The following is a 19,370-nucleotide window of genomic DNA, read 5'->3' as shown; positions in this document are numbered from 1 at the left end:
GCCGGGCGAGTCTCAGATCAGACGATGAAGCTTTCGTAGCCGATCTGCGCCAGCAGATCCTGCGAGCCCTTCAGGGTGGCAATGTCGACGAACTGATCGTTGCCCATGTCGAGCACGACATGCAGACCGTTGTCGGCCATGACGAAGGAGATGTCCTTCATCCCGTTCTCCAGCGCATAGGCCGAAACGTCGATGCGATCACGACCGAATTCGAAGTCGTTGATCAGGTCGCCGGGGGACTTGCTGTCGGCCGGCAGGAAGACGAACGTGTCGTTTCCGGCGCCGCCCGAAAGCGAATCCTTGCCCTCGCCGCCGATCAGCACGTCGTCCCCGCTGCCGCCCTTGAGCGTGTCCGTTCCCGAGCCGCCGACCAGCCGGTCATTGCCGGTGCCGCCATCCAGCGTGTCGTTGCCGGCACCGCCGTCGAGGGCATCGTTGCCGGAGCCGCCCGACAGCGTGTCGTTGCCATTGCCGCCGGCCAGCTTGTCGTCGCCCGTCCCGCCGTCGAGCTTGTCCGTGCCGTTGCCGCCATCGAGCACGTCATTGCCGGCACCACCCGACAGGCTGTCGTTGCCTTCGCCGCCGCTCAACGCGTCTTTGCCGTCGCCGCCCACGAGCTTGTCGTCGCCCGTGCCGCCGCTCAGCACGTCGTCGCCCGACCCGCCGTCGAGGCTGTCGTTGCCCGCGCCGCCATCGAGCGAGTCATCGCCCGCCCCGCCGGACAACACATCGTTGCCGTCTTCGCCCAGGAGCTTGTCCTTGCCGTCACCGCCCTGGAGCCTGTCGTTGCCCGTGCCGCCGCTCAGCACGTCGTCGCCCGACCCGCCGTCGAGCAGGTCGTCGCCGATGTCGCCATAAAGCGTATCGTTGCCGGCCTCGCCATAGACCTTGTCGTTGCCCGCCCCGCCGAAGGCTGTGTCGTCGCCGGTGCCGCCGTAGAGCGTGTCATTTCCGGCATCGCCCTGGAGCTTGTCGTCGCCGGCACGCCCGTAGAGCGTGTCGTCGCCGTCTCCACCGGAAATGTTGTCGTTTTCCGTACCCGGCACATAGGGCTTGGCCAAACCGCTCCCCGCCGACTGCGAATCGCCGTCCGGCGCCCCCGTCTTGCCGTGCGCGTTCAGGACCTTCACGTTGGCGGTGCCGATGTCGATCGTGATGACCGAGTCGTCGAAGTCGCGGTCGCCGCCGCCCTTGAGATCCTCGAAGCCGATGACGACGACGCCCTTGGCGGCATCGACCGTGCCGACCGTGTGCAGGAGGCCGTCATTGTTCAGCGGAAGCGTCTTGGCGTAGGCGGCGCTGTGATAAGAGTCGCCCTTGACCTGGACCGCCTTGCCGTCGTCACCGACGAACCAGACCTTGGGATTGACCGAGGTCAGCGTTGCGACCTTGCCGTCGGCATCGCGGAATTCGAAGCGACCGTTGGCCATCTTCGAAAAGTCGTTCTGCGACGCGCCGTTGGACACGACGAAGAAGCCGATCTGGTCGCCGGCCCGCAGGTCGAGCGGCTTGCTGTCACCCGAGGACAGATTGCCGCCGCTGCCCTTGAGGCTGGCGTTCGCCCACAGCACCTGGACGTCGGCGATCTTGCCGTCGACGACCTTGTACCAGCCGAGCGTGTTCAGGTAGCCCGCGGTCTCACCATTGAATATGACCGCGCCCTTGTAGTCCTGATCGACCACCAGGCGGTCGAGTTTGGCGATGGAGGGGCCGGAGCCGCCGCCGTACAGGACGTCGTTGCCGGTCTGGCCCGACAGCATATCGTTGCCGCGGCCGCCATAGGCGACATCGTTGCCGCCACCGGCATGGACCGTGTCGTTGCCCTGTCGGGCGAGGAACAGCTCGTCGATCGAGCCTCCTCGCAGGGTGTCGTCCTTTATCGTCCCGACGACGGGGCTCTGCATGAACTCAGACAAAATCTATCTCTTTCTAAAGGGCGCGCGCCATTTTCCCGCCCCGAGAGGAACGCGCGCGGTTCAGGAACGGATGGGGCGATGGCCGAGGGCCAGATCAGACCCGGCCGTAGACGTCGTCGAAGCGCTCGATGTCGTCTTCGCCGACATAGTCACCGCACTGGACCTCGATCAGCACGAGCGGCCGGTCCGTGGGATTGGTCAAGCGATGGATCGCCCGCAATGGAATGTAGACGGACTGGTCCGGGTGCAGTTCACGCTCCGCGCCGTCGACCTCGACGATCGCGGTGCCCTGGACCACGACCCAGTGCTCGGCGCGCCGCGCATGGCGCTGGCGCGAAAGGCTGCCGCCCGGGGCGACGACGATCCGCTTGACCTGGTATCCAGGATCGGCGGCAATCGATTCGTAGGCTCCCCAGGGCCGCACGACCGGCGTGGCGATGGAGCGATGTTCAACGGTGCTGGATTGCATGGTGTCCTCGCGAGATGTGGCGAGGTGCCAAACTGCAACCGCCAGGCCAGCGGACCGCAAGTCGTCAGCACGTTGAAAACAAACGACAATTGGCGGAGCACCCCGGAATTCGGCCATCGCGTTTTGCAACGGGGCCGCCCGGTCTTCGCGAATTGCGAAGCGCTATGGCCGTTCCATCGCGGCAAGCGCCCGTCGGCCGCTCGTGAGCAGGACCGTCACGTGCCGAGCGATGTCATCGTCGGAGGCCAGTTCCACGGCAGCGGCGTCCTCGGCTGCACCTGTCGCACCGAACTGACCGAACAGGCCGGCCAGTCGATGAGCGGCCTTGCGCAGGCGCGCTGGGTCGCACGCCTGCGCTGCAGCCTCAACTTCGCCCAGCGATTCATCGGCGTCCTGCCGAAACCGCACCAGAAGCCTGGCAAAGGCCTCCTCCCCCACTGACTGACGCAACTCCTCAAGGGCGACGCGATCCATGTCTTCCTCCACCGCCGGCAAGACCGGCATTGTCCGTCCCGACATGCGCTCGATGACAGCCGCAAGCTCGAGCGGGCGTATCGGCTTGGCAAGACAGTCGTCGGCTCCGGCCGCAAGGGCGCGTGCCTTGTCCTCGGGTTGGCCGAATGCCGTCAGCGCGATGATGGGCACCGCAGCCGTCGGCCCTTCGAGGCCGCGGATCGCCCGGCTCGCCGCCAGCCCGTCCATGAGCGGCATCCGGACGTTCATCATCACGAGATCGAAGCGGCCGGTCTTCGCGGCGGTGAGCGCGGCGGAACCGTCGACCACGATCTCCACGCGATGGCCCATCTTCTCCAGCAGCGCCCGGACCAGGATCTGATGTGACGGCACATCCTCCGCCACCAGAACCGCAAGTTGCCTGTGCACGCGGATGCCCGGGAGGGCAGTCGCCGCAACGTCGGTGGCGGCGACATCGAAGTCGAGTTCGAACCAGAATGTCGAACCCGCACCGGGGGTACTGTCGACGCCGATGATGCCGCCCATGCTTTCGACGAGTTGCCGGCAGATCGCCAGTCCCAACCCGGTGCCACCGGCCTGCCGGGCGGCGGCCTCTGCGCCTTGCTCGAACGGCAGGAACAGGCGGCTTCGCATCTCGGGCGAGATACCGATCCCGGTATCCTCCACCGCGAAACGCAGGCGAACCGAGCCGGCGCGCCGCTCGACCAGTCTGCAGGACAGGGTCACGGCGCCGCCATCGGTGAACTTCACCGCGTTCCCCAGCAGGTTGAGCAGAATCTGGTTCAACCGTCGCGCATCGCCTTCCAGTCGCGTCGGGACGTCGGGCGCCAGTTTCGAGGTGATCCCGAGCCCGGCGGCGCCGGGCAGACTGCGCGTCACCGCGACGGCGCCCTGCACGAGGTCCTGCACGTCGAGAGGACGGACCTCGAGATCCGAACGCCCGGCATCGAGGCGGGAGAAGTCGAGGATGTCGTTGATCAGCGCGAGGAGATGGGTCGCCGACTTCTCGATCATGTCGACGTGCTGCTTCTGCACGGCATCCAGCGGCGTGTGAACCAGCAGGCTCGACAGGCCGATGACGGCGTTCATCGGCGTGCGGATCTCGTGGCTCATGCGGGCGATGAAATCCGACTTGGCGCGGTCGGCGATCTCGGCGGCTTCCTTGGCCTGACGAAGCTCGTATTCCCGCTGCTTGCGCGTAGTGACGTCGCGCAGGCACGCAACGATCATATGCCGTCCCGACGATCGCGCGGCCGCGATGGTGACCTCGCAGAAGAACTCGCTGCCGTCGGCCCGCACCGCCCTCATTTCGTGGCGGGCCTTGCCGTCGGGCACCTCGCCGGCCTCGACGTAACGCCGCAGCCCCACTTCGAGGCCGGGTCGGAAGCGCTCGGGGATCACGATGTCGACCGGCCTGCGGCCGATGATATCGTCGCGCCGGTAGCCGAGCACGGTTTCGACCGCTTGATTGACGTCCACGGCCCGGCCCGTCCCGTCGACGCAGAATATGCAGTCCGGGGTGGCATCCATGATCGCGCGCAGCCGCTCTTCGCTCCGCTGCAGCGCCTCTTCGCGTTCCTTGATCCCGGTGATGTCGACACGCAGGCCGACCGTCTCGCCCGTGGGCGTCCGGCGTTCGAGAATCCGCACCCAGCGCCCGCCCGCCGTGCGCTGTTCGATCGGCCCCTGCGGATCGCGATGCTGGCGCAGCCGCTCCGCTATCCACGCCTCTTCGCGGCCCAGTGCCTCCGGATACTGGCCTCGCCGCACGCCTTCCCGAAGTCCGTGCTCGTAGGAGGTGCCGATGGCCATCAAGTCGGCACTGTCGCGATACAGCTCGCGATAACGCTCGTTGTACAGGGCGATGCGGTCGTCGGCGTCGAACAGCACGAACCCGTCGGGCAAGGCTTCGAGGGCCGCGAGCAACAGCGCACCGTCCTGCGGCAAGGCTTGCGGCGCGGACACCGGCTCGGGCTGGACGTCGACCTGTCCGCCCGGGGATTTGTTCGCGTCGCTCATGCGGCGCCGGGTCGGTTCGAACGGACCGCCCGGACGGCAGCGTCGCCGGCGGACAGGAGAACATCCGTCTGTGCCCGCACTTGGTCGTCGCTGGCGCGCTCGACCGCGACGGCGGCATCGGCGGCCTCCGTGGCGCCGAACTGGCCGAACAGGCCGGCAAGGCGATGGGCGGCCTTGCGCGACCGGGCTGGGTCGCTCCCGGCGGCGCGCAGTTCGTCGAGGGACTGGGTGGCGTCCCGCATGAAGGCGTCGATCAACCGGCTGAATGCCTCCGGGCCGACCGCATCGTGCAGCTCGTCGAGGGCGGTTCGGTCCAGCCCATCGGCTGCCATCGGAGCGACGTCGCCGCCGGGCATCACGTTTCGCTCGATCGCCGCGTCGAGCTCGTCGACGCGAATCGGCTTGCTGATGTGGTCGCTCATCCCCACGGCAATGGCCTTCTCCCGATCACTCAGCTGGGCAAACGCGGTAAGCGCGACGATCGGAATCGCCGCCACCGGGGCACCGAGGCTTCTTATGCGCCGGGTCGCCTCGTAGCCATCCATGCCCGGCATCTGGACGTCCATCAGGATCAGGTCGAAGGCCCCGTTACGCGCCGCGGCCACCGCTTCGCCGCCGTCGGACACGATCTGCACGCGATGGCCAAGCTTCTCGAGCATGGCGCGCGCGACGATCTGGTTGGCCGGCGTGTCTTCGGCCACCAGAATTCTGAGACTTCTGCGGACATGAGTCCGGGCCGCCGGCACGCTCCTGGCGCCATCCGCAGGACCGCTCGCCCGACCGAACGGAAGCTCGAACCAGAAGGTCGAGCCTTGCCCGAAATCGCTCACGACACCGATCTCCCCCCCCATGAGATCGACCAGCCGCTTGCAGATCGCCAGCCCCAGGCCGGTGCCGCCCTTCCGCCGCGCCAGACGGAGGTCTCCCTGTTCGAACGGCTGGAACAGCCGGCCCTGGACCTCAGGCGCGATGCCAACACCCGTGTCCGTGACGGAGAAGCGGACTCGCAGGGTCGCGGCGTCGTGGTCGACGACCGTGGCCGACAGGGTGATGGCGCCCCGCTCGGTGTACTTCACGGCATTGCCCAGCAGATTCAGGAAGATCTGGTTCAGCCGGTCGCTGTCCCCCGAGACGAAGGTCGGGATGTTCCCGGCAAACGCCATCGCGATGTCGACCCGCTCGGCGCCCGGCAGGCCGCGGGCGATATCGATGGCGCTCTCGGCCAGGCGATGCAGGTCGAAGTCCGATTTCTCGACCGTGAGGCGCCTGGCCTCGAGGCGCGAGAAGTCGAGAATGTCGTTGATGATCTGGAGCAGGTGGGCCGCCGAATCCTCGATGATGCGAACGTAGCGCTTCTGCGTTTGCGCGAGCGGGGTATCGGCCAGCAGGTTCGACATGCCGATGACGGCGTTCATCGGCGTGCGGATTTCGTGGCTCATCATCGCGAGAAAGTCGGTTTTTGCCTGCGTCGCTTCCTCGGCGTGGCCGCGGGCTCGCCTGAGGTCGGCCATGGTCGCCTCCTGGCGGGTCAGAAGCGTCGCGATCCAGCCGGTCAGGCCGAGCAGCAGCAGCGAGAACAGAGCGGTCCCGAGGCCGACGAACCACGCCGTGGTGTACCAGTGTTGGAGGATCAGCCCCTCGGTCGCCGTCACGTTCACGACCAGCGGGTAATCCTTCAGCGTGCGCGGCGCGACGATCCGCATCTGGCTCGCCGAGTTGTCGGCGAGGCGCGGTCCGCTTGTGACGATGGCGCCGGCTTCATTGCCGCGCCCGATGATGTCGCGGAACGCGGCCTGCTCGCGAAACGACTTGCCGATCAGATCTTCCCGTGTCGGAAAGCGGGCGAGCAGGATGCCGTCGCTGCGGAACAGGGAGATCGCGCTCTCTTCGCTGATGTTCACCGCCTTGAAGAAATCCTGGAAGAAGCTGCTCTCGATGCCCGTCAGGACCAGCCCCAGCACCTCTCCGGTGCGGCTGCGGATCTTGCGGGCGAGATAGAAGGTCCATGTACCGGTTCCCCGGTTCTTGACCGGGACGCTGAGAAAGACGTCGAGCCTGGGATCGGCCATGTGGGCCTTGAAGTAGTCACGGTCCGCCAGGTTGATCCGGGGCGGCGGATAGGATCGCGTGAAACTGATGACGTCGCCGTTCAGCGCGACGATGGTGGCCACGTCGACCTGGGGCACGCTGCTCGCCTTGTTGCGCAGCATGTCGAAGATTTCCCGCGTGCCCATCTCGCGCCGCAGCTCGTCTTCGTTGGCGATGTCGGCATCATGCACGCGGTCGCTGATGCTCGTGAGGACCAGGTCGGCGGCCTTCATGGTCTGGTTGATCGAGGCTGCCAGGATCGTCGACAGATTGGAGAGATTGGACTTCCACTCCTCGATCGTGGTCTTGCGGGACTGCCACAGCATCAGGGTTGCGCCCAGCACCACGAGGCAGACCGTCAGGACGCCTCCGGCGATCGCCACGCGGCCGCGCGGGCTCATCCGGTGACGAAACGCAGGGCTGGCTGCGGCTGGTCCAGTCATCTGTCCTTGTCCAATGGGAGCTTCGAGCCAACCGAGGTTGCAAAAGCGACGCCAGGAGACCATCGCCCAAATCCGGTGTTCCTGCTATCCGCGACCGGCAAATATGCCTTCGATCGCGACGGGTTTTGCAAATTTCGACGCAAACGCTGACGCGCCAAGCGACACGTTTGCATTCTGCAAACGGTGGACGCCGGCGCTAGAATGGCCAAGCTCCCGCGCTGCGCCATCCTGCCCGCACGGTGCCAAATCCGGCGTTCCGTCCGAACACGCCTCGGCCTACTCGACCGAAACGGTCCGGCGGATTTCATCGCTCTTGAAACCGATCATCATCGGCCGTGCGAGGCCCGGCAGGACGACGACGTCGTAGAGTTCGCTGACCACGCCCTCGAGCCGCAGCCAGTGCACGACGTCGCCCGTCCGCGTGTCGATCACGAAAACGCCGCAGCGCGGGCCGACCCTGGCGGCGGCCAGACGGTCCTGCAGCGGCAGACCGGCGAAGGTGCGGTTCTCCCGAGGCTCCGAGAGGCCCACCAGCGCATAGGGGCCGACGAAATCGAGCCCGCGGAGATAGCCCGGGCAGAAGGCCAGTGGCTCGAAGCGGCCCGTCCCGAGGTCGACCGTGCCCACCTCGCCCGCGCCGGAGTTCAGCACCCAGAGCCTGCCCTCGTACAGGCGCGGCGAATGGGGCATCGAGAGGCCGCGGCACACCACCTCGCCCGAGGTGACGTCGACCACGACACCGCCGCTGGTGCGATGTTCGCGCCAGCCGTCGGTGACGTCGGTCTCGGCGACGCAGGTGACATAGGCTGGCCGGCCGTCGCGCATCGCCAGCCCGTTCAGGTGGCAGCGGTCCTCTGGCGCGAGGCGCGAGACGAAAGGCGGCCTCCACAGCGGCTTGAAACTGTGCGTCTCACTGGTGGTCGCGAGGCAGGAGAACAGCGTGTTGACGAAGACCAGCCTGCCGTCGGCATCGAAGGCGATGTCGTGAACGTCGAGGTCGGCGGTGTAGCTCGCCGACTGCGGCACGAACAGCGCGTCGTAGCCGGCGGCGCCCGGCGTGCCGCGCGCGGCATCGACGAAGCTGGTGATCTGGATCATCGACGCGACGACCAGGCGAGAATCCCGGAAGGCCATGCCCATCGGCCGCTCCAGCGTGCGCTCGAATACCGACAGCTTCCCCGATTGCCTGTTGGTGCCGACCAGGATGACCTTGCCGCTCTGGTAGGTCGAGAGGGCGAGGCTGCCGCCGGTATCGGCCAGCCAACTCGGGAACTGCCGCGAGGTGGTGACGACGAAAGCGGGCGCAACGGCGCCATCGGGTGCCGCCGCCGCCTCGGACCGGTCCGCCGCCGCGACGTCGGTCACCGCCGGGGCGACCGTTCCCATTTCCTTGTTGCTCATGAGTGATCGATATCCGCTTTCCTGCGCCCGCGCGGCGACCGCCGCGCGGCAGAACCCTAGATCAAACAGGGACGGAGGTCTGCGTCGCCGAGCGCCTGCCGGGGACGCCGGAGTCAGACCGAACAGCCCGACAGAACGTACATCCCCCATGTGAAGAAGTCGCAGATATGTAAAAATAGATCGTTAAATCAATGACTTAACGCGCCTGTGACCATTGTGGCAAATATGCAACATTTGTTGGACGGATAAGGCAGGCTTCGCCACTATGCCCTTGGCCGTCGGCCACCTGGCACTGGTTCCAAGGGGAATGATTTCATGGCTTTGAGAAACGGGCGCGGCACCATCTCAAACGTACAGACGATCCTCAAGGCTGCGATTTATTCGATCATGGTCCTGGCGGCCGTGGCCCTCTTCGGAACGGCGGGCACCCTGTCCCCCGCCATGGCGCAGGCCAGCAAGGCGCCTCCCAAGGCGAAGGTCAAACGGGTGGCCAAGGCCGTCCCGGCCGATCCGACGGATCGCATGGCCGACCAACTCAATGCCAGATGGCAGCAGGAGAACGGCGCCGCGTTCTCCGGCTTCACCGCCGCCGCTCCCGCCGCCGTCCAGGCTTCATATGCCGTGCCCGCCGCCACGACCGTCCCCGCAGCCGCCACGCGGGGCGGCGCGAACGACTGGGGCGATCGCCTGGTCTCTCGTGCCATGAACTATCTCGGCACGCCCTATCGCTACGGCGGCATCTCGCCCAAGACGGGCTTCGACTGCAGCGGCTTCGTCTACTATCTCTACGGCGCCGTCTTCGGACAGCGCATCCCGCGCATGCCGCACGACATGGTGCGCGAAGCCACGCCGGTTGCCCGCAGCGACCTGCAGAAGGGCGACCTGGTGATGTTCGGCCATCGCGGCGCCATCACCCATGTCGGCATCTACAGCGGCAACGGCCAGTTCGTGCACGCCACGCATCGCGGCTCGCCGGTCATGGTGACGTCGCTCGATGCCGACTACTTCAACACCCGCTACCTGAAGGCCATCCGGCTCTCGCCGCAGTAACGGCGACCCGCCTCGCCGTATCGCCAACCGGTACGGCCGAGTGACGCCGACCTCTCCGCCCGGCAATAATGACGCCGGAAACAACGGAGAAGAAAAATGCCGGCGTCGTACGAAACCCACCGCAAGCAGCTCGAGCTGATCCTCGAGGCCTGGGGCATGCCGAAGGCGACGGCGGCCGGGACGGCGGAGATCATGAGTTGGGCCGACCTGCACGGCATCGACACGCATGGCATCTCGATGGTGCCCCCCTATGACGAGCGCCGCCTCGGCAACAAGCTCAATATCCGCGCCGAGCCGAAGATCGTGAAGGAGACTCCCGTCTCGGTGCTGGTCGACGGCGGCGGCGGCCTTGGCCATCCGGTGGGTCGCCGCGCCATGGAGATCGCCATCGACAAGGCGAAGAAGACCGGAATCGGCGTGGCAGCGGTGCGCAACTCCGGTCACTTCGGCGCGTGCGGCTTCTACGTGCTGCAGGCGGTCGACGCCGGCTTCATCGGCATGGCCACGACCTCGGCCAGCGGTATCAACATGGCGCCGACCAACGGTGCGCAGGCCCGCCTCGGCACCGACCCGATCGCCTTCGCCGCCCCCGGCAAACCGGGCCAGCCGTTCCTGCTCGACATGGCGACCACCACGGTCGCCGCGGGCAAGATCCGCAACAAGGCGAACGAGGGTCTGCAGACGCCCCCCGGCTGGCTGGTGACCAGGGACGGGCTGCCCAGCACCGACCCGCACGAGGTCAGCAAGGGCGGCTACATGACGCCGCTCGGCGGCACGCCCGAAGGCAGCAGCCACAAGGGCTACGGGCTGGGCGCCATGGTCAACATCCTGAGCTCGGCGCTGTCGGGCGGGCTGATGGTGACGGACCCGACCCGCAACACGCGGCCCGGCCCGATCGACATCGGTCATTTCTTCCTGGCGATGGATCCCGGCATGTTCCGCGACACCGCCGACTTCCAGGCCGACGTCGCCGCCTTCTGCGACACGCTGCGCGCCACGCGGCCGGCCGATCCGGCGAAGCCGGTGCAGGTGGCGGGCGACCCCGAGCGCCGCATCGCCGCCGCCCGCCTGGAGACGGGCATCCCCGTCGGCCCCAACCTCCTTGCCAAGGTCAAGGAGATCGCAATCGCCTCCGGCGCCGAGTGGATCATGGAGGGCTGACGGCTCGAATGCCCTCCTCATGGCAGCCCTCCCCGGCGAGGCTCCTGCCCGCCAATCCAGCGCATTACGACGGACCGCTGCTTTCGTTCTGGGTGGCGCTCGTCTGGCTCTGCGTGATCACCGTGCGCTCCGGCATCCATCTCTTGGCGTCGGACGGCGGCGCACAGTCGATCGCCACGATCGACGTCGCGGGCTTGGACGGCGGCTCGAACATCGTGGCGATCTTCGGTCAGTGGGGGGCGATCCAGCTCCTCCTCGCCCTGCTGCTCTGGGTGCTGCTGCTGCGCTGGCGCGGAACGGTGCCGCTCGTGCTGCTGGTCTTTACGCTCGAGCCGGTGTTGCGCGGTCTGGCGGGGCACCTCAAGCCGGTGACGACGATGGGAACGGCCCCGGGCGCCGCGCTCAACTGGCTCGTGCTGCCGGTCCTGGCCTTCGTTCTCTATCTGTCGCTCTGCCCGGCCCGTCGCTGACCGCGGCGGTCACCTGTGCGGCGCGAGCATGATTTCGCCCGTGGGCTTGAAGCGGACGCCGTAGCTCGCGCCGTTCAGGCACACGGTGGTCAGCACGACGTCGTATTCGACTCGTCGCGGAGACTCGATCCTGTGGATGCCGGTGCAGGGGGCTCGATCCTTGACCAGCGCCTCCATCACGACCGCCTTCAAGCGAGGCAACAGACTTCGGTCATCGGGCGGCGGAACGCCGAACACGGCGACGATCTGGGCCGCCATCCAGCCCGGCGCCGCGTACAGGCCCGCTCCCACGAGTCCGATCAGGAGGACCATGAGCATTCCGACGAGCTTGCCCAAGAATGACTCCCCCTATGCGGGCTCGGACTCGCCGATGGCTTTGGCGCCGAGCAGCGCGTCGATGTCGGAGTCGCTGTAACCCACTTCCGCGAGGATCTCGCGCGTATGTTCTCCCAGCCGGGGCGGCAGGCGGTGGATCGCGGCCGGGCTCTCAGAGAAACGGGCGGGCGGGCGCGCCTGCTGGATCGTCCCTTCCGTCGGATGCTCGAGTCTCTGGAACAGGCCGACGCCCTTCAGATGGGGCTGCTCGCCAACCTCCGTCATCTTCGCGAACGAGGCATGGGGAACGTCGATCTTGAGCAGCAGCTCTTCCCATTCCGCGGTGGTCCGCTCGAGCGCGATCTCCTTCATGCGTGCGTAGATCGCGTCGATGTTGGCCGCCCGCTTGATCGGGTCGCGAACCGCGAACTCCTCGATGCATTCGGGATGGCCGACCGTCTCGAAGAAGGTGCACCAGTTCTCGCCGGAATAGGGCAGCATGGTGAGCCAGCCGTCCCTGGTCTTGACCGGCTTGCGTTCCTTGACGCGCTTGTATCCCACCGGTCCGATCGGGGGAACGAACGCATGCCCGCCCAGCATCTCGATGCTGTTGAACGCCGCCACCGTCTCCAGCATCGGCACTTCGACGAGCTGGCCCTTGCCGGTGCGCTCGCGATAGACGAGCGCGGCGGCCACGGCGCCGGCGAGCGCCAGTCCGCAGAGCTTGTCACCGACGAGGCTCGGCACGAAGGCCGGCTCGTCGTCGGTGCCGATGGACGAGGCAAGCCCGGAAGCCGCCTGGACGATCTCGTCGAACGCCGGCCGCTTGGCCCAGGGCCCGTCCTGGCCGAAGCCGGTGGCGGCCGCGTAGATGATCTTCGGATTGAGCGCCTTGCAGGCCTCATAGCCGAAGCCGAGCCTCTCCAGGGCGGCGGGACGGATGTTCGTCACCAGCGCGTCGGTCCGCGCGATCAGGCGGCGAAGAACCTCGGCACCGCCTTCGGTCTTCAGGTCGACCGCCACGCTGCGCTTGTTGCGGTTGGTGGCCATGAACTGCCCGCTCATGCCCCTGTTGCGGAACTGGCCGGTATAGCGCCACTGGTCGCCGGTGAGCCCCTCGACCTTGATGAGTTCGGCGCCCCAGTCGCCCAGGGTCTGGGCCCCGAAGGGACCGAACAGGACGGTCGTCAGGTCCAGAATGCGTAGGCCGGCGAGCGGCCCGGTTGCCTCGGTCATTGCAAATCCTGCGGATGGTCGGTTCGACGACTCAGATAGACAAGCGCAGGGCACAACGAAAGCGCGCCAAGCCGATCACCGAAATGCAATGACGGCAGAGGTCTGTTTGCCGCATCAGACCGGGTTCGTCGGGCCCGAGGTCAGGCGCCGCATGTGGCGACGCATGCCGTGATAATCGTTGATGGCGTTGTGCATCGTGCGGCGGTTGTCCCAGATCGTGAGCGTGCCGGGCTTCCAGTGGACGCGGCAGGTGAATTCGGGCCGGGTCGCGTGCGCCTGCAGCCAATCGATCATCGGCTTGCTCTCCTCCGGCGTCATGCCCTCGAAGGCGACGGTGTGGCCGATGCTGCAATAGAGCGCCTTCTGGCCGGTCTCCTCGACCGTGCGCACGATCGGATGCACCGCCTCGTAGGAGTCTGCGTCTTCGGTGCCGGTGATCTTCATGCCGCCGACCACCGAGTGATGTACCTTGCGGCCGCCGAGATGCTTCAGGCCGGCGCTGTTCACCCCTTTGAGCGTGCCCAGCATCTCCTTCATGCGATCCGACAGGCTCTCGTAGGCCGCGACCATGTCGCAGTAGAGCGTGTCGCCGCCCCGCTCCGGCGTCTCCAGCGCATAGAGCAGGGTCGCGAGCGGCGGGGTCTTCATGTAGGTCGTGTCGGAATGCCAGCCGCCGCCGAAGTTGCGCGTCTCGGCCGGCTCCTTGACGATGTCGAACAGGAACGGAAAGTCGTCCATGCCCTTCACGAAGGGATAGTGGTTGGGCTCGCCGAACCGCGCGCCCACGTCCATCAGGTCCTGCGGCGACAGCGCCTGATCGCGGATCGCGATCACCTTGTGGTCGAGGAACGCCTGGTGGACCTGTGCCCAGTCGTGATTGTCCATGGTGCGCAGGTCGACGCCCGTCACTTCCGCCCCGAGGGAACCCGCGATCGGCGTCACGGTGATGCTGCTGCTGGCCATACGATCGCTCCTGATGTTTCCGCCCTGTCCCGGCGGACGATTAGAGACCGTGACGCGACCGACGGCAATCGCCCGCCGGCAACTCGTATGCGCCGTCCCGCATGATCGATTTCCTCCGAGCGCTGCCATGCTTTTTTGAGTCCGCTGGAGCGGCCTCACCTTGGCTGAAACGAACTATGGGTTCGACCGCGCGCCCGGGGCCAGCAGTTTCGGACCGACTGCATTGCTTTCATATATGTGAAAGTCCAAGCCCTCGACGCACGCCTCGACACGCGGAAAGCCGGTTCGATTTCCGCGCTCTCACAGGTCCGCGAGGGTCACCGCAGGCCGAGGCCTCGCGCGATGATGCCGCGCAGGACTTCCGTGGTTCCGCCCTGAATCGTCAGCTTCGGCGCAACCTTCGTGGCGAAGGCCAGGCGCCTGGCGAGCGGCGGCTGGTTGCCGGGCACCGGCTCAATGAAGGCCGCGAGGCTCCTGACCTTCGCCGGCAGCTCCTGCTCCCAGACCGTTCCGAGGTCCTTCACGATCGAGGATTCGACGACGGGCTCCTTGCCCGCCTCCAGCATTCCCGCCACCGACACCGACATGCGCCGCAGCGTGTGGAGCTGGGCGACCAGGCGTCCGATGCCTTCGGCGGAACGCGTGTCCGGATCGGGGCCCACGGCACGCACCAGCTCGGTCAGTACGTAGTAGGTCTCGAGGAACCGCTCGGGGCCGGACCGTTCATAGGCAAGCTCGGTGGTGGCCTGCTTCCAGGCGCCGTCGATTTCGCCCAGCACATGATCGTCGGGAATGAAGGCGTCCTGGAAGACCACTTCGTTGAATTCGCGCAGGCCGCTCATCTGTCCTATCGGATTACAGCTGATGCCCGCGGTCTTCATGTCGACAAGGAACGACGTCAGCCCGTGGCGCCGGTTCTCCTTCGTCGAAGCCGACGTCCGGAACAGCCCGATCATATAGTCCGCCTTGTGGGCGTTGCTGGTCCAGATCTTCGTGCCGTTGATGAGATAGCCGCCGTCGGTCTTGGTGGCCTTGGTCTTGGCGGCGAACAGGTCGGATCCCGAGCCCGGCTCGCTCATGCCGATGCAGAAGTGAAGCTCTCCCTGCACGATGCGCGGCAGGATCGACTGCTTAATCTTCTCCGAGCCATACTTGATGATCGTCGGGCCGCTCTGGCGGTCGGCGGTGAAGAAGACGCTTACCGGAGCATTGGCGATGCGGCACTCTTCCGTCACCACATAGCGCTCGAGGAAGCTCCGCTCGCGACCGCCATACTTCTTGGGCCAGGTCATGCCGATCCAGCCTTTTGCCGCCACCCGCTTGGCGAAGGCTCGTGCATTGTCGTCGTTGCCGATGCTGGCACCGGTGGGATCGAAGGTTCCCATGGCGATCTCTTCGGCAAGGAAGGCACGCACTTCCTGCCGCAGCACCTGGCAGGCTTCCGGCAAGCGGATGGGGTCGAAAGTCAGCGCTGAGGACATGTCTTGCAATCCTGTCTCTGGTCGCCCAAGGGGGTTAACGGGAGGCCACGAGGGGCCAAAGATCGTCGGCGCCACGGCGGGCCAGCATCTTGCCCAACTCGACCGCCCAGTAGCTTTCGTTTCCGAAGTCGTCGCGCCATCCCAGGGCCCGGAGGCTGAAACGGTGCAGCACGTACTCCGTCGTGTAGCCGATGGCGCCGTGCACCTGGTGGGCGATGGCGACGCCCGTGCTGGCCGCCTCCGCGCACCGGATCTTCGCGGCTGCCGCTTCGAGAAAGACGGCATCCGCGTCGGCCGTACCGCTCGCCAGCGCATCAGCGGCCGATCCCGCGGCCGCGAGGGCCGCGGACGTTTCGCCGGCGAGACGGGCCAGGTTGTGCTGCACGGCCTGGAACTTCGAGATCTTCTTCTCGAAGGCCACCCGCTGCTGGGCATAGGCGACGCTGCGCGTGAGCATGTCCTCCAGGGCGCCGGCGATCTGCAGGGATCGCACGACGCAGCCCATCAGCAGGAAGCTCCGCTGATCGAGGCCCGCCGGCAAAGCGGCGGTCGCCAGGGGCCGCGTCCCCTCAAAGACCAGATCGTCGAGAGGCTCCCCGGCCAGGTTCTCATCCTCCTCGAGACGGCAGTCGCCTGCAGCAACAAGGGCGACCCTCGGCCCCGACGGCGCCATCACGAACACGGCGAAGTGGAGCGCCTCGCGCGCGAAGGAAACAGCGCGGGCCCGCCCGGCCAGCGTTCCGTCGTCCTTGAGCGCAATCGTATCGGTCGGCTGCACCGGCGCGATCGACATCCGCCCCTGCGGAACGGCCAGGCCGCCCTTCGCCAGGAGCCAGCCCGCCAGCATCGTCTCGGCCAACGGCACCGGCACGGCGAAACGGCCCGCCAGTCGCATCAGTTCGAAGCCGTCGCTCAGGCCGGCCCCAGATCCTCCGAGTTCCTCGGGGATGCTGGCATGGATCAGCCCGTTCTCGGCGAGTGCCTGCCACAGCCGGTCATTCCACTTGTCGTCTTTGGCGTTGTTGACCGTTTGCGGATCGCACAGGTCGCCGAGGAGCCGCTCGGCCGCCTCTGCAATGAGACTATCGGTGTCCTTCATGACCCTCCTGCTCCCCTTCGTTTCCGCAATGTCACAGGCTCATCGTCGCACGATCCCGGCCCATCGCGCAGGATCCCATATCCTCCGCCAGCTATTTTCACATATGTGAATATCGTCCAGGCTTCTTCGCAGGCTCCGATCCGTGATCCATAGTGGGCCGCGAAGCATGCCCAGCAGCGTCATAAAATCCGCCCGTCGCGTCTTCGAGGTTCTCGAATACTTCGACGACATGCGGCGGCCTGCGAGCCTGCACGACATCGTTTCCCACTTCGGATATCCGCTCTCGAGCGGCTACTCGCTCCTCAAGAGCATCGTGGCAATGGGCTATCTCGACTACGACAAGGCCTCGCGCACGTACATGCCCACGATGCGGGTGGCCACCCTTGGACACTGGGTCCAGGACGCGCTGTTCGGCGACAATCGCATCCTGCCTTTCATGCAGCACCTGAGCGCCGTCACCGGCGAGATGGTCTGCCTCGGCACGCAGAGCGATCTGCTGGCGCAATACATCTACGTCATCTCGTCGAACCGGCCGCTCGACCTGCGACTGCGATCCGGAACCGTGCGACCGCTGGCCGGTTCGGGCCTCGGCTACCTCCTGCTGAGCGCGCGACCGGATGACGAGATCGAGACGCTCCTGCGCCGGATCAATGCCCGCAAGCGCGATCCGAGCCGGCGCATTCCACTCGCCACGCTCATGGAGCAGGTGAACGACGTTCGCCGGCAGGGTTACGTCTTCTCGCGCAACATCATGCCGGGCTTCGGTCTGATCGCCATGCTGCTGCCGGTCCGGCACCATGGCCGCATCCTGGCCATCGGCGTGGGCGGCCGCGTCGACCGGCTGGAAGCGCGGTGCCCCCACATCCTGCGCGAACTGCGCCGGGGCCTCGAATGAAAGACGGAAGGGAACTCCACATGGAATGCCTGGCGACAGGATTTGGATTGATCGAAGGCCCGGTCTGGGATGCGGGTGCTGGCCTCTATTTCAGCGATGCGGCCGCCGGCGGTGTCAACCTGCTCGACCGGGCCGGCAATGTCTCGACGGTCGTACCCAAGCGGCGCGGTGTCGGCGGGATGTCGCTGCACGGCGGAGACGCTCTCGTCGTTGGCGGGCGCGACATCGCCGTCGTCAGGATCGCCGACGGCAAGACGTCGTCGATACTGTCGCTGTCGCAGCTGCCCGGCGCGACCGGCTTCAACGACCTGACGGTCGATGCGATGGGCCGCGTGTATGTCGGATCGCTGACGTTCCGTGTCTTCAGCGGTGATACGCCGACCCCGGGCTTCCTGCACCGGATCGATCTGGACGGCACGATCCATACCGTCGCCGAGGGCATCCTGCTCAGCAACGGCATTGCCTTCTCGGCCGACGGGCGCCTCCTGTACCACGCTGATGCAAGGGCCGATGTCGTGCGCGTCTACGATGTCCACCCGGACGGCGCGCTCGGACCGTGGCGCCCCTTCGCGACCTTCGGCGGCCACGGAACACCCGATGGCATGAAGGTGGCCGTCGACGGATCGGTCTGGGTCGCTGTCGCCCACGCCGGCATCGTGCGCGTGTTCAACGCCGACGGGTCGCATCGCCGCGACATCGAGATCCCGTTGCCGCTCGTCACGAGCCTCTGCTTCGGCGGCGACGACCTTCGGGACCTGTATGTCGTGACCGGATCGAAGGGCGGGCCGTCCGACAGATGCGGTAGCATCTACCGGATCCGCAGCGACGTCTCCGGCGTGCCCATGCATGCCGCCAAGGTTCGGGTTTAGGGGAGAAAAGCATGCCGCACGCGATTCGCATTCATCAGTTCGGTGGTCCTGAAGTGCTTCGCTGGGAAGAGGTCACTGTCAGGCCGCCCCGGCCGCACGAGGTACGTCTGCGCCATACGGCGATCGGCCTGAACTTCGTCGAGGTCTCGCAACGCCGGGGCAACTTCCCCTTCAGACTGCCCGTCATTCCGGGCAACGAAGGCGCAGGCATCGTCGAGGAAGTGGGCGCCGAGGTCACGGGGATAAAGGTCGGCGATCGGGTTGCCTATGCGCCGGTGCCGGGCAGCTACAGCGAGATCCGCGTCATTCCCGCAGAACGCCTGATCCTCATTCCCGATTCGATCGACGACCGGACGGCGGCGGCAATGATGCTGCAAGGCATGACCGCGCAGTATCTCCTGCGGCAGATCCATCGCGTGGGACCGCAGGACGTCGTGCTGGTTCACGCCGCCGCGGGCGGAATGGGCCTGATCCTCTGCCAGTGGGCCAAGTCGCTGGGCGCCCTCGTACTCGGCACGGTCTCGACCGACGAGAAGGCCGCCCTCGCGCGCGATCATGGCTGCGACTATCCGATCATCTATGGACGCGAGGATGTTGTTGCCGAAGTCAGGAAGATCACAGGCGGGGCCATGGCCACGGTCGTGTTCGATGCCGTCGGCAAGGACACATTCGAAGCCTCGCTCGACTCCCTGCGCCGGTTCGGCCACCTGGTTTCGTACGGCAACGCCTCGGGCCCGGTCCCGCCCTTCGATATTTCGATACTTGGAAACAAGGGTTCGCTCACCCTGACCCGCGGCACGCTCGCGACCTACACCGAGACGCGGGCGGGCCTCGAAGAGTGCGCGCGCGACCTTCTCGAGGTGGTGCAATCGGGTGCGGTCAGGATGAAGATCGCGCAGACCTTTCCGCTTCGGAATGCCGAGGAGGCGCACCGGGCCCTGGAGGGCCGCAGGACCGTGGGATCGTCCCTCCTGATGCCGTGAAGGTCAAATTGGCGTAGACATGGCTGGCCGAGAACCTT

The 19,370-nt window shown here is 66.5% G+C and carries 16 protein-coding genes; 6 read left to right on the top strand and 10 right to left on the bottom strand.

Features of this window, described 5'->3' with window-relative positions:
• Positions 1–17 precede the first annotated feature (17 nt).
• The 5 genes from Q7V45_RS23825 to Q7V45_RS23805 all read right to left on the bottom strand — a co-directional run bounded on the left by Q7V45_RS23825 (position 18) and on the right by Q7V45_RS23805 (position 8,810).
• Positions 18–1,916 carry a calcium-binding protein gene (locus Q7V45_RS23825; protein WP_304856818.1) on the bottom strand — a complete coding sequence of 633 codons (1,899 nt, stop codon included), beginning with the start codon at positions 1,914–1,916 and terminating at the stop codon, positions 18–20.
• 94 nt (positions 1,917–2,010) lie between these two features.
• A complete protein-coding gene (locus Q7V45_RS23820; protein ID WP_304856817.1) occupies positions 2,011–2,385 on the bottom strand; it encodes a phosphomannose isomerase type II C-terminal cupin domain in 375 nt (124 codons plus the stop codon).
• A gap of 162 nt (positions 2,386–2,547) precedes the next feature.
• On the bottom strand, positions 2,548–4,878 hold the full coding sequence (locus Q7V45_RS23815) for an ATP-binding protein (protein ID WP_304856816.1): 2,331 nt from the start codon (positions 4,876–4,878) through the stop codon (positions 2,548–2,550).
• Positions 4,875–7,409, bottom strand: a complete 2,535-nt coding sequence (locus Q7V45_RS23810; protein WP_304856815.1) for a hybrid sensor histidine kinase/response regulator — start codon at positions 7,407–7,409, stop codon at positions 4,875–4,877. The genes Q7V45_RS23815 and Q7V45_RS23810 overlap by 4 nt, the downstream gene beginning before the upstream one ends.
• Before the next feature lie 276 nt (positions 7,410–7,685).
• Entirely contained in the window at positions 7,686–8,810 is a 1,125-nt protein-coding gene (locus tag Q7V45_RS23805; protein ID WP_304856814.1) for a TIGR03032 family protein, read from the bottom strand.
• A 315-nt stretch (positions 8,811–9,125) separates the two neighbouring features.
• Between Q7V45_RS23805 and Q7V45_RS23800 the strand changes: the two genes are divergently transcribed.
• The 3 genes from Q7V45_RS23800 to Q7V45_RS23790 all read left to right on the top strand — a co-directional run bounded on the left by Q7V45_RS23800 (position 9,126) and on the right by Q7V45_RS23790 (position 11,491).
• A complete protein-coding gene (locus Q7V45_RS23800; RefSeq protein ID WP_304856813.1) occupies positions 9,126–9,860 on the top strand; it encodes a C40 family peptidase in 735 nt (244 codons plus the stop codon).
• Positions 9,861–9,956: 96 nt separating this feature from the next.
• The gene (locus Q7V45_RS23795) at positions 9,957–11,021 is read left to right on the top strand and encodes an Ldh family oxidoreductase (protein WP_304856812.1); all 1,065 of its coding nucleotides are present in this window, start codon (positions 9,957–9,959) and stop codon (positions 11,019–11,021) included.
• Positions 11,022–11,029: 8 nt separating this feature from the next.
• Positions 11,030–11,491: a hypothetical protein gene (locus tag Q7V45_RS23790; RefSeq protein WP_304856811.1), complete on the top strand. Its 462-nt coding sequence runs from the start codon at positions 11,030–11,032 to the stop codon at positions 11,489–11,491.
• Positions 11,492–11,500: 9 nt separating this feature from the next.
• Here Q7V45_RS23790 and Q7V45_RS23785 read toward each other — a convergent pair whose 3' ends face one another.
• The 5 genes from Q7V45_RS23785 to Q7V45_RS23765 form a co-directional block, all read right to left on the bottom strand.
• Positions 11,501–11,827 carry a hypothetical protein gene (locus Q7V45_RS23785; protein ID WP_304856810.1) on the bottom strand — a complete coding sequence of 109 codons (327 nt, stop codon included), beginning with the start codon at positions 11,825–11,827 and terminating at the stop codon, positions 11,501–11,503.
• A gap of 12 nt (positions 11,828–11,839) precedes the next feature.
• Positions 11,840–13,042 carry a CaiB/BaiF CoA-transferase family protein gene (locus Q7V45_RS23780; RefSeq protein ID WP_304856809.1) on the bottom strand — a complete coding sequence of 401 codons (1,203 nt, stop codon included), beginning with the start codon at positions 13,040–13,042 and terminating at the stop codon, positions 11,840–11,842.
• A 114-nt stretch (positions 13,043–13,156) separates the two neighbouring features.
• Entirely contained in the window at positions 13,157–14,005 is an 849-nt protein-coding gene (locus Q7V45_RS23775; RefSeq protein ID WP_304856808.1) for a TauD/TfdA family dioxygenase, read from the bottom strand.
• A 317-nt stretch (positions 14,006–14,322) separates the two neighbouring features.
• Positions 14,323–15,486: an acyl-CoA dehydrogenase family protein gene (locus tag Q7V45_RS23770; protein ID WP_304856807.1), complete on the bottom strand. Its 1,164-nt coding sequence runs from the start codon at positions 15,484–15,486 to the stop codon at positions 14,323–14,325.
• 34 nt (positions 15,487–15,520) lie between these two features.
• Entirely contained in the window at positions 15,521–16,585 is a 1,065-nt protein-coding gene (locus tag Q7V45_RS23765) for an acyl-CoA dehydrogenase family protein (protein WP_304856806.1), read from the bottom strand.
• A 166-nt stretch (positions 16,586–16,751) separates the two neighbouring features.
• On the opposite strand from Q7V45_RS23765, the gene Q7V45_RS23760 reads away from it, so the two are divergent.
• From Q7V45_RS23760 to Q7V45_RS23750, 3 genes are read left to right on the top strand one after another with little or no spacing between them, the layout of a single operon-like run.
• Complete coding sequence (locus tag Q7V45_RS23760; RefSeq protein ID WP_304856805.1) at positions 16,752–17,480, top strand: IclR family transcriptional regulator; 729 nt, start codon at positions 16,752–16,754, stop codon at positions 17,478–17,480.
• Positions 17,477–18,349 (top strand): SMP-30/gluconolactonase/LRE family protein, encoded by an 873-nt coding sequence (locus Q7V45_RS23755; protein ID WP_304856804.1) that lies wholly within the window; start codon positions 17,477–17,479, stop codon positions 18,347–18,349. The genes Q7V45_RS23760 and Q7V45_RS23755 overlap by 4 nt, the downstream gene beginning before the upstream one ends.
• A gap of 11 nt (positions 18,350–18,360) precedes the next feature.
• Positions 18,361–19,332 carry a quinone oxidoreductase gene (locus tag Q7V45_RS23750; protein ID WP_304856803.1) on the top strand — a complete coding sequence of 324 codons (972 nt, stop codon included), beginning with the start codon at positions 18,361–18,363 and terminating at the stop codon, positions 19,330–19,332.
• The last annotated feature ends 38 nt before the right edge of the window (positions 19,333–19,370 follow it).

The organism is Reyranella sp., assembly GCF_030651995.1.
In the GTDB taxonomy this organism is placed as follows: Bacteria; Pseudomonadota; Alphaproteobacteria; order Reyranellales; family Reyranellaceae; genus Reyranella.
Note: the sequence above shows the minus strand (reverse complement) of the source record. Positions and strands in the feature narration are given on the sequence as shown.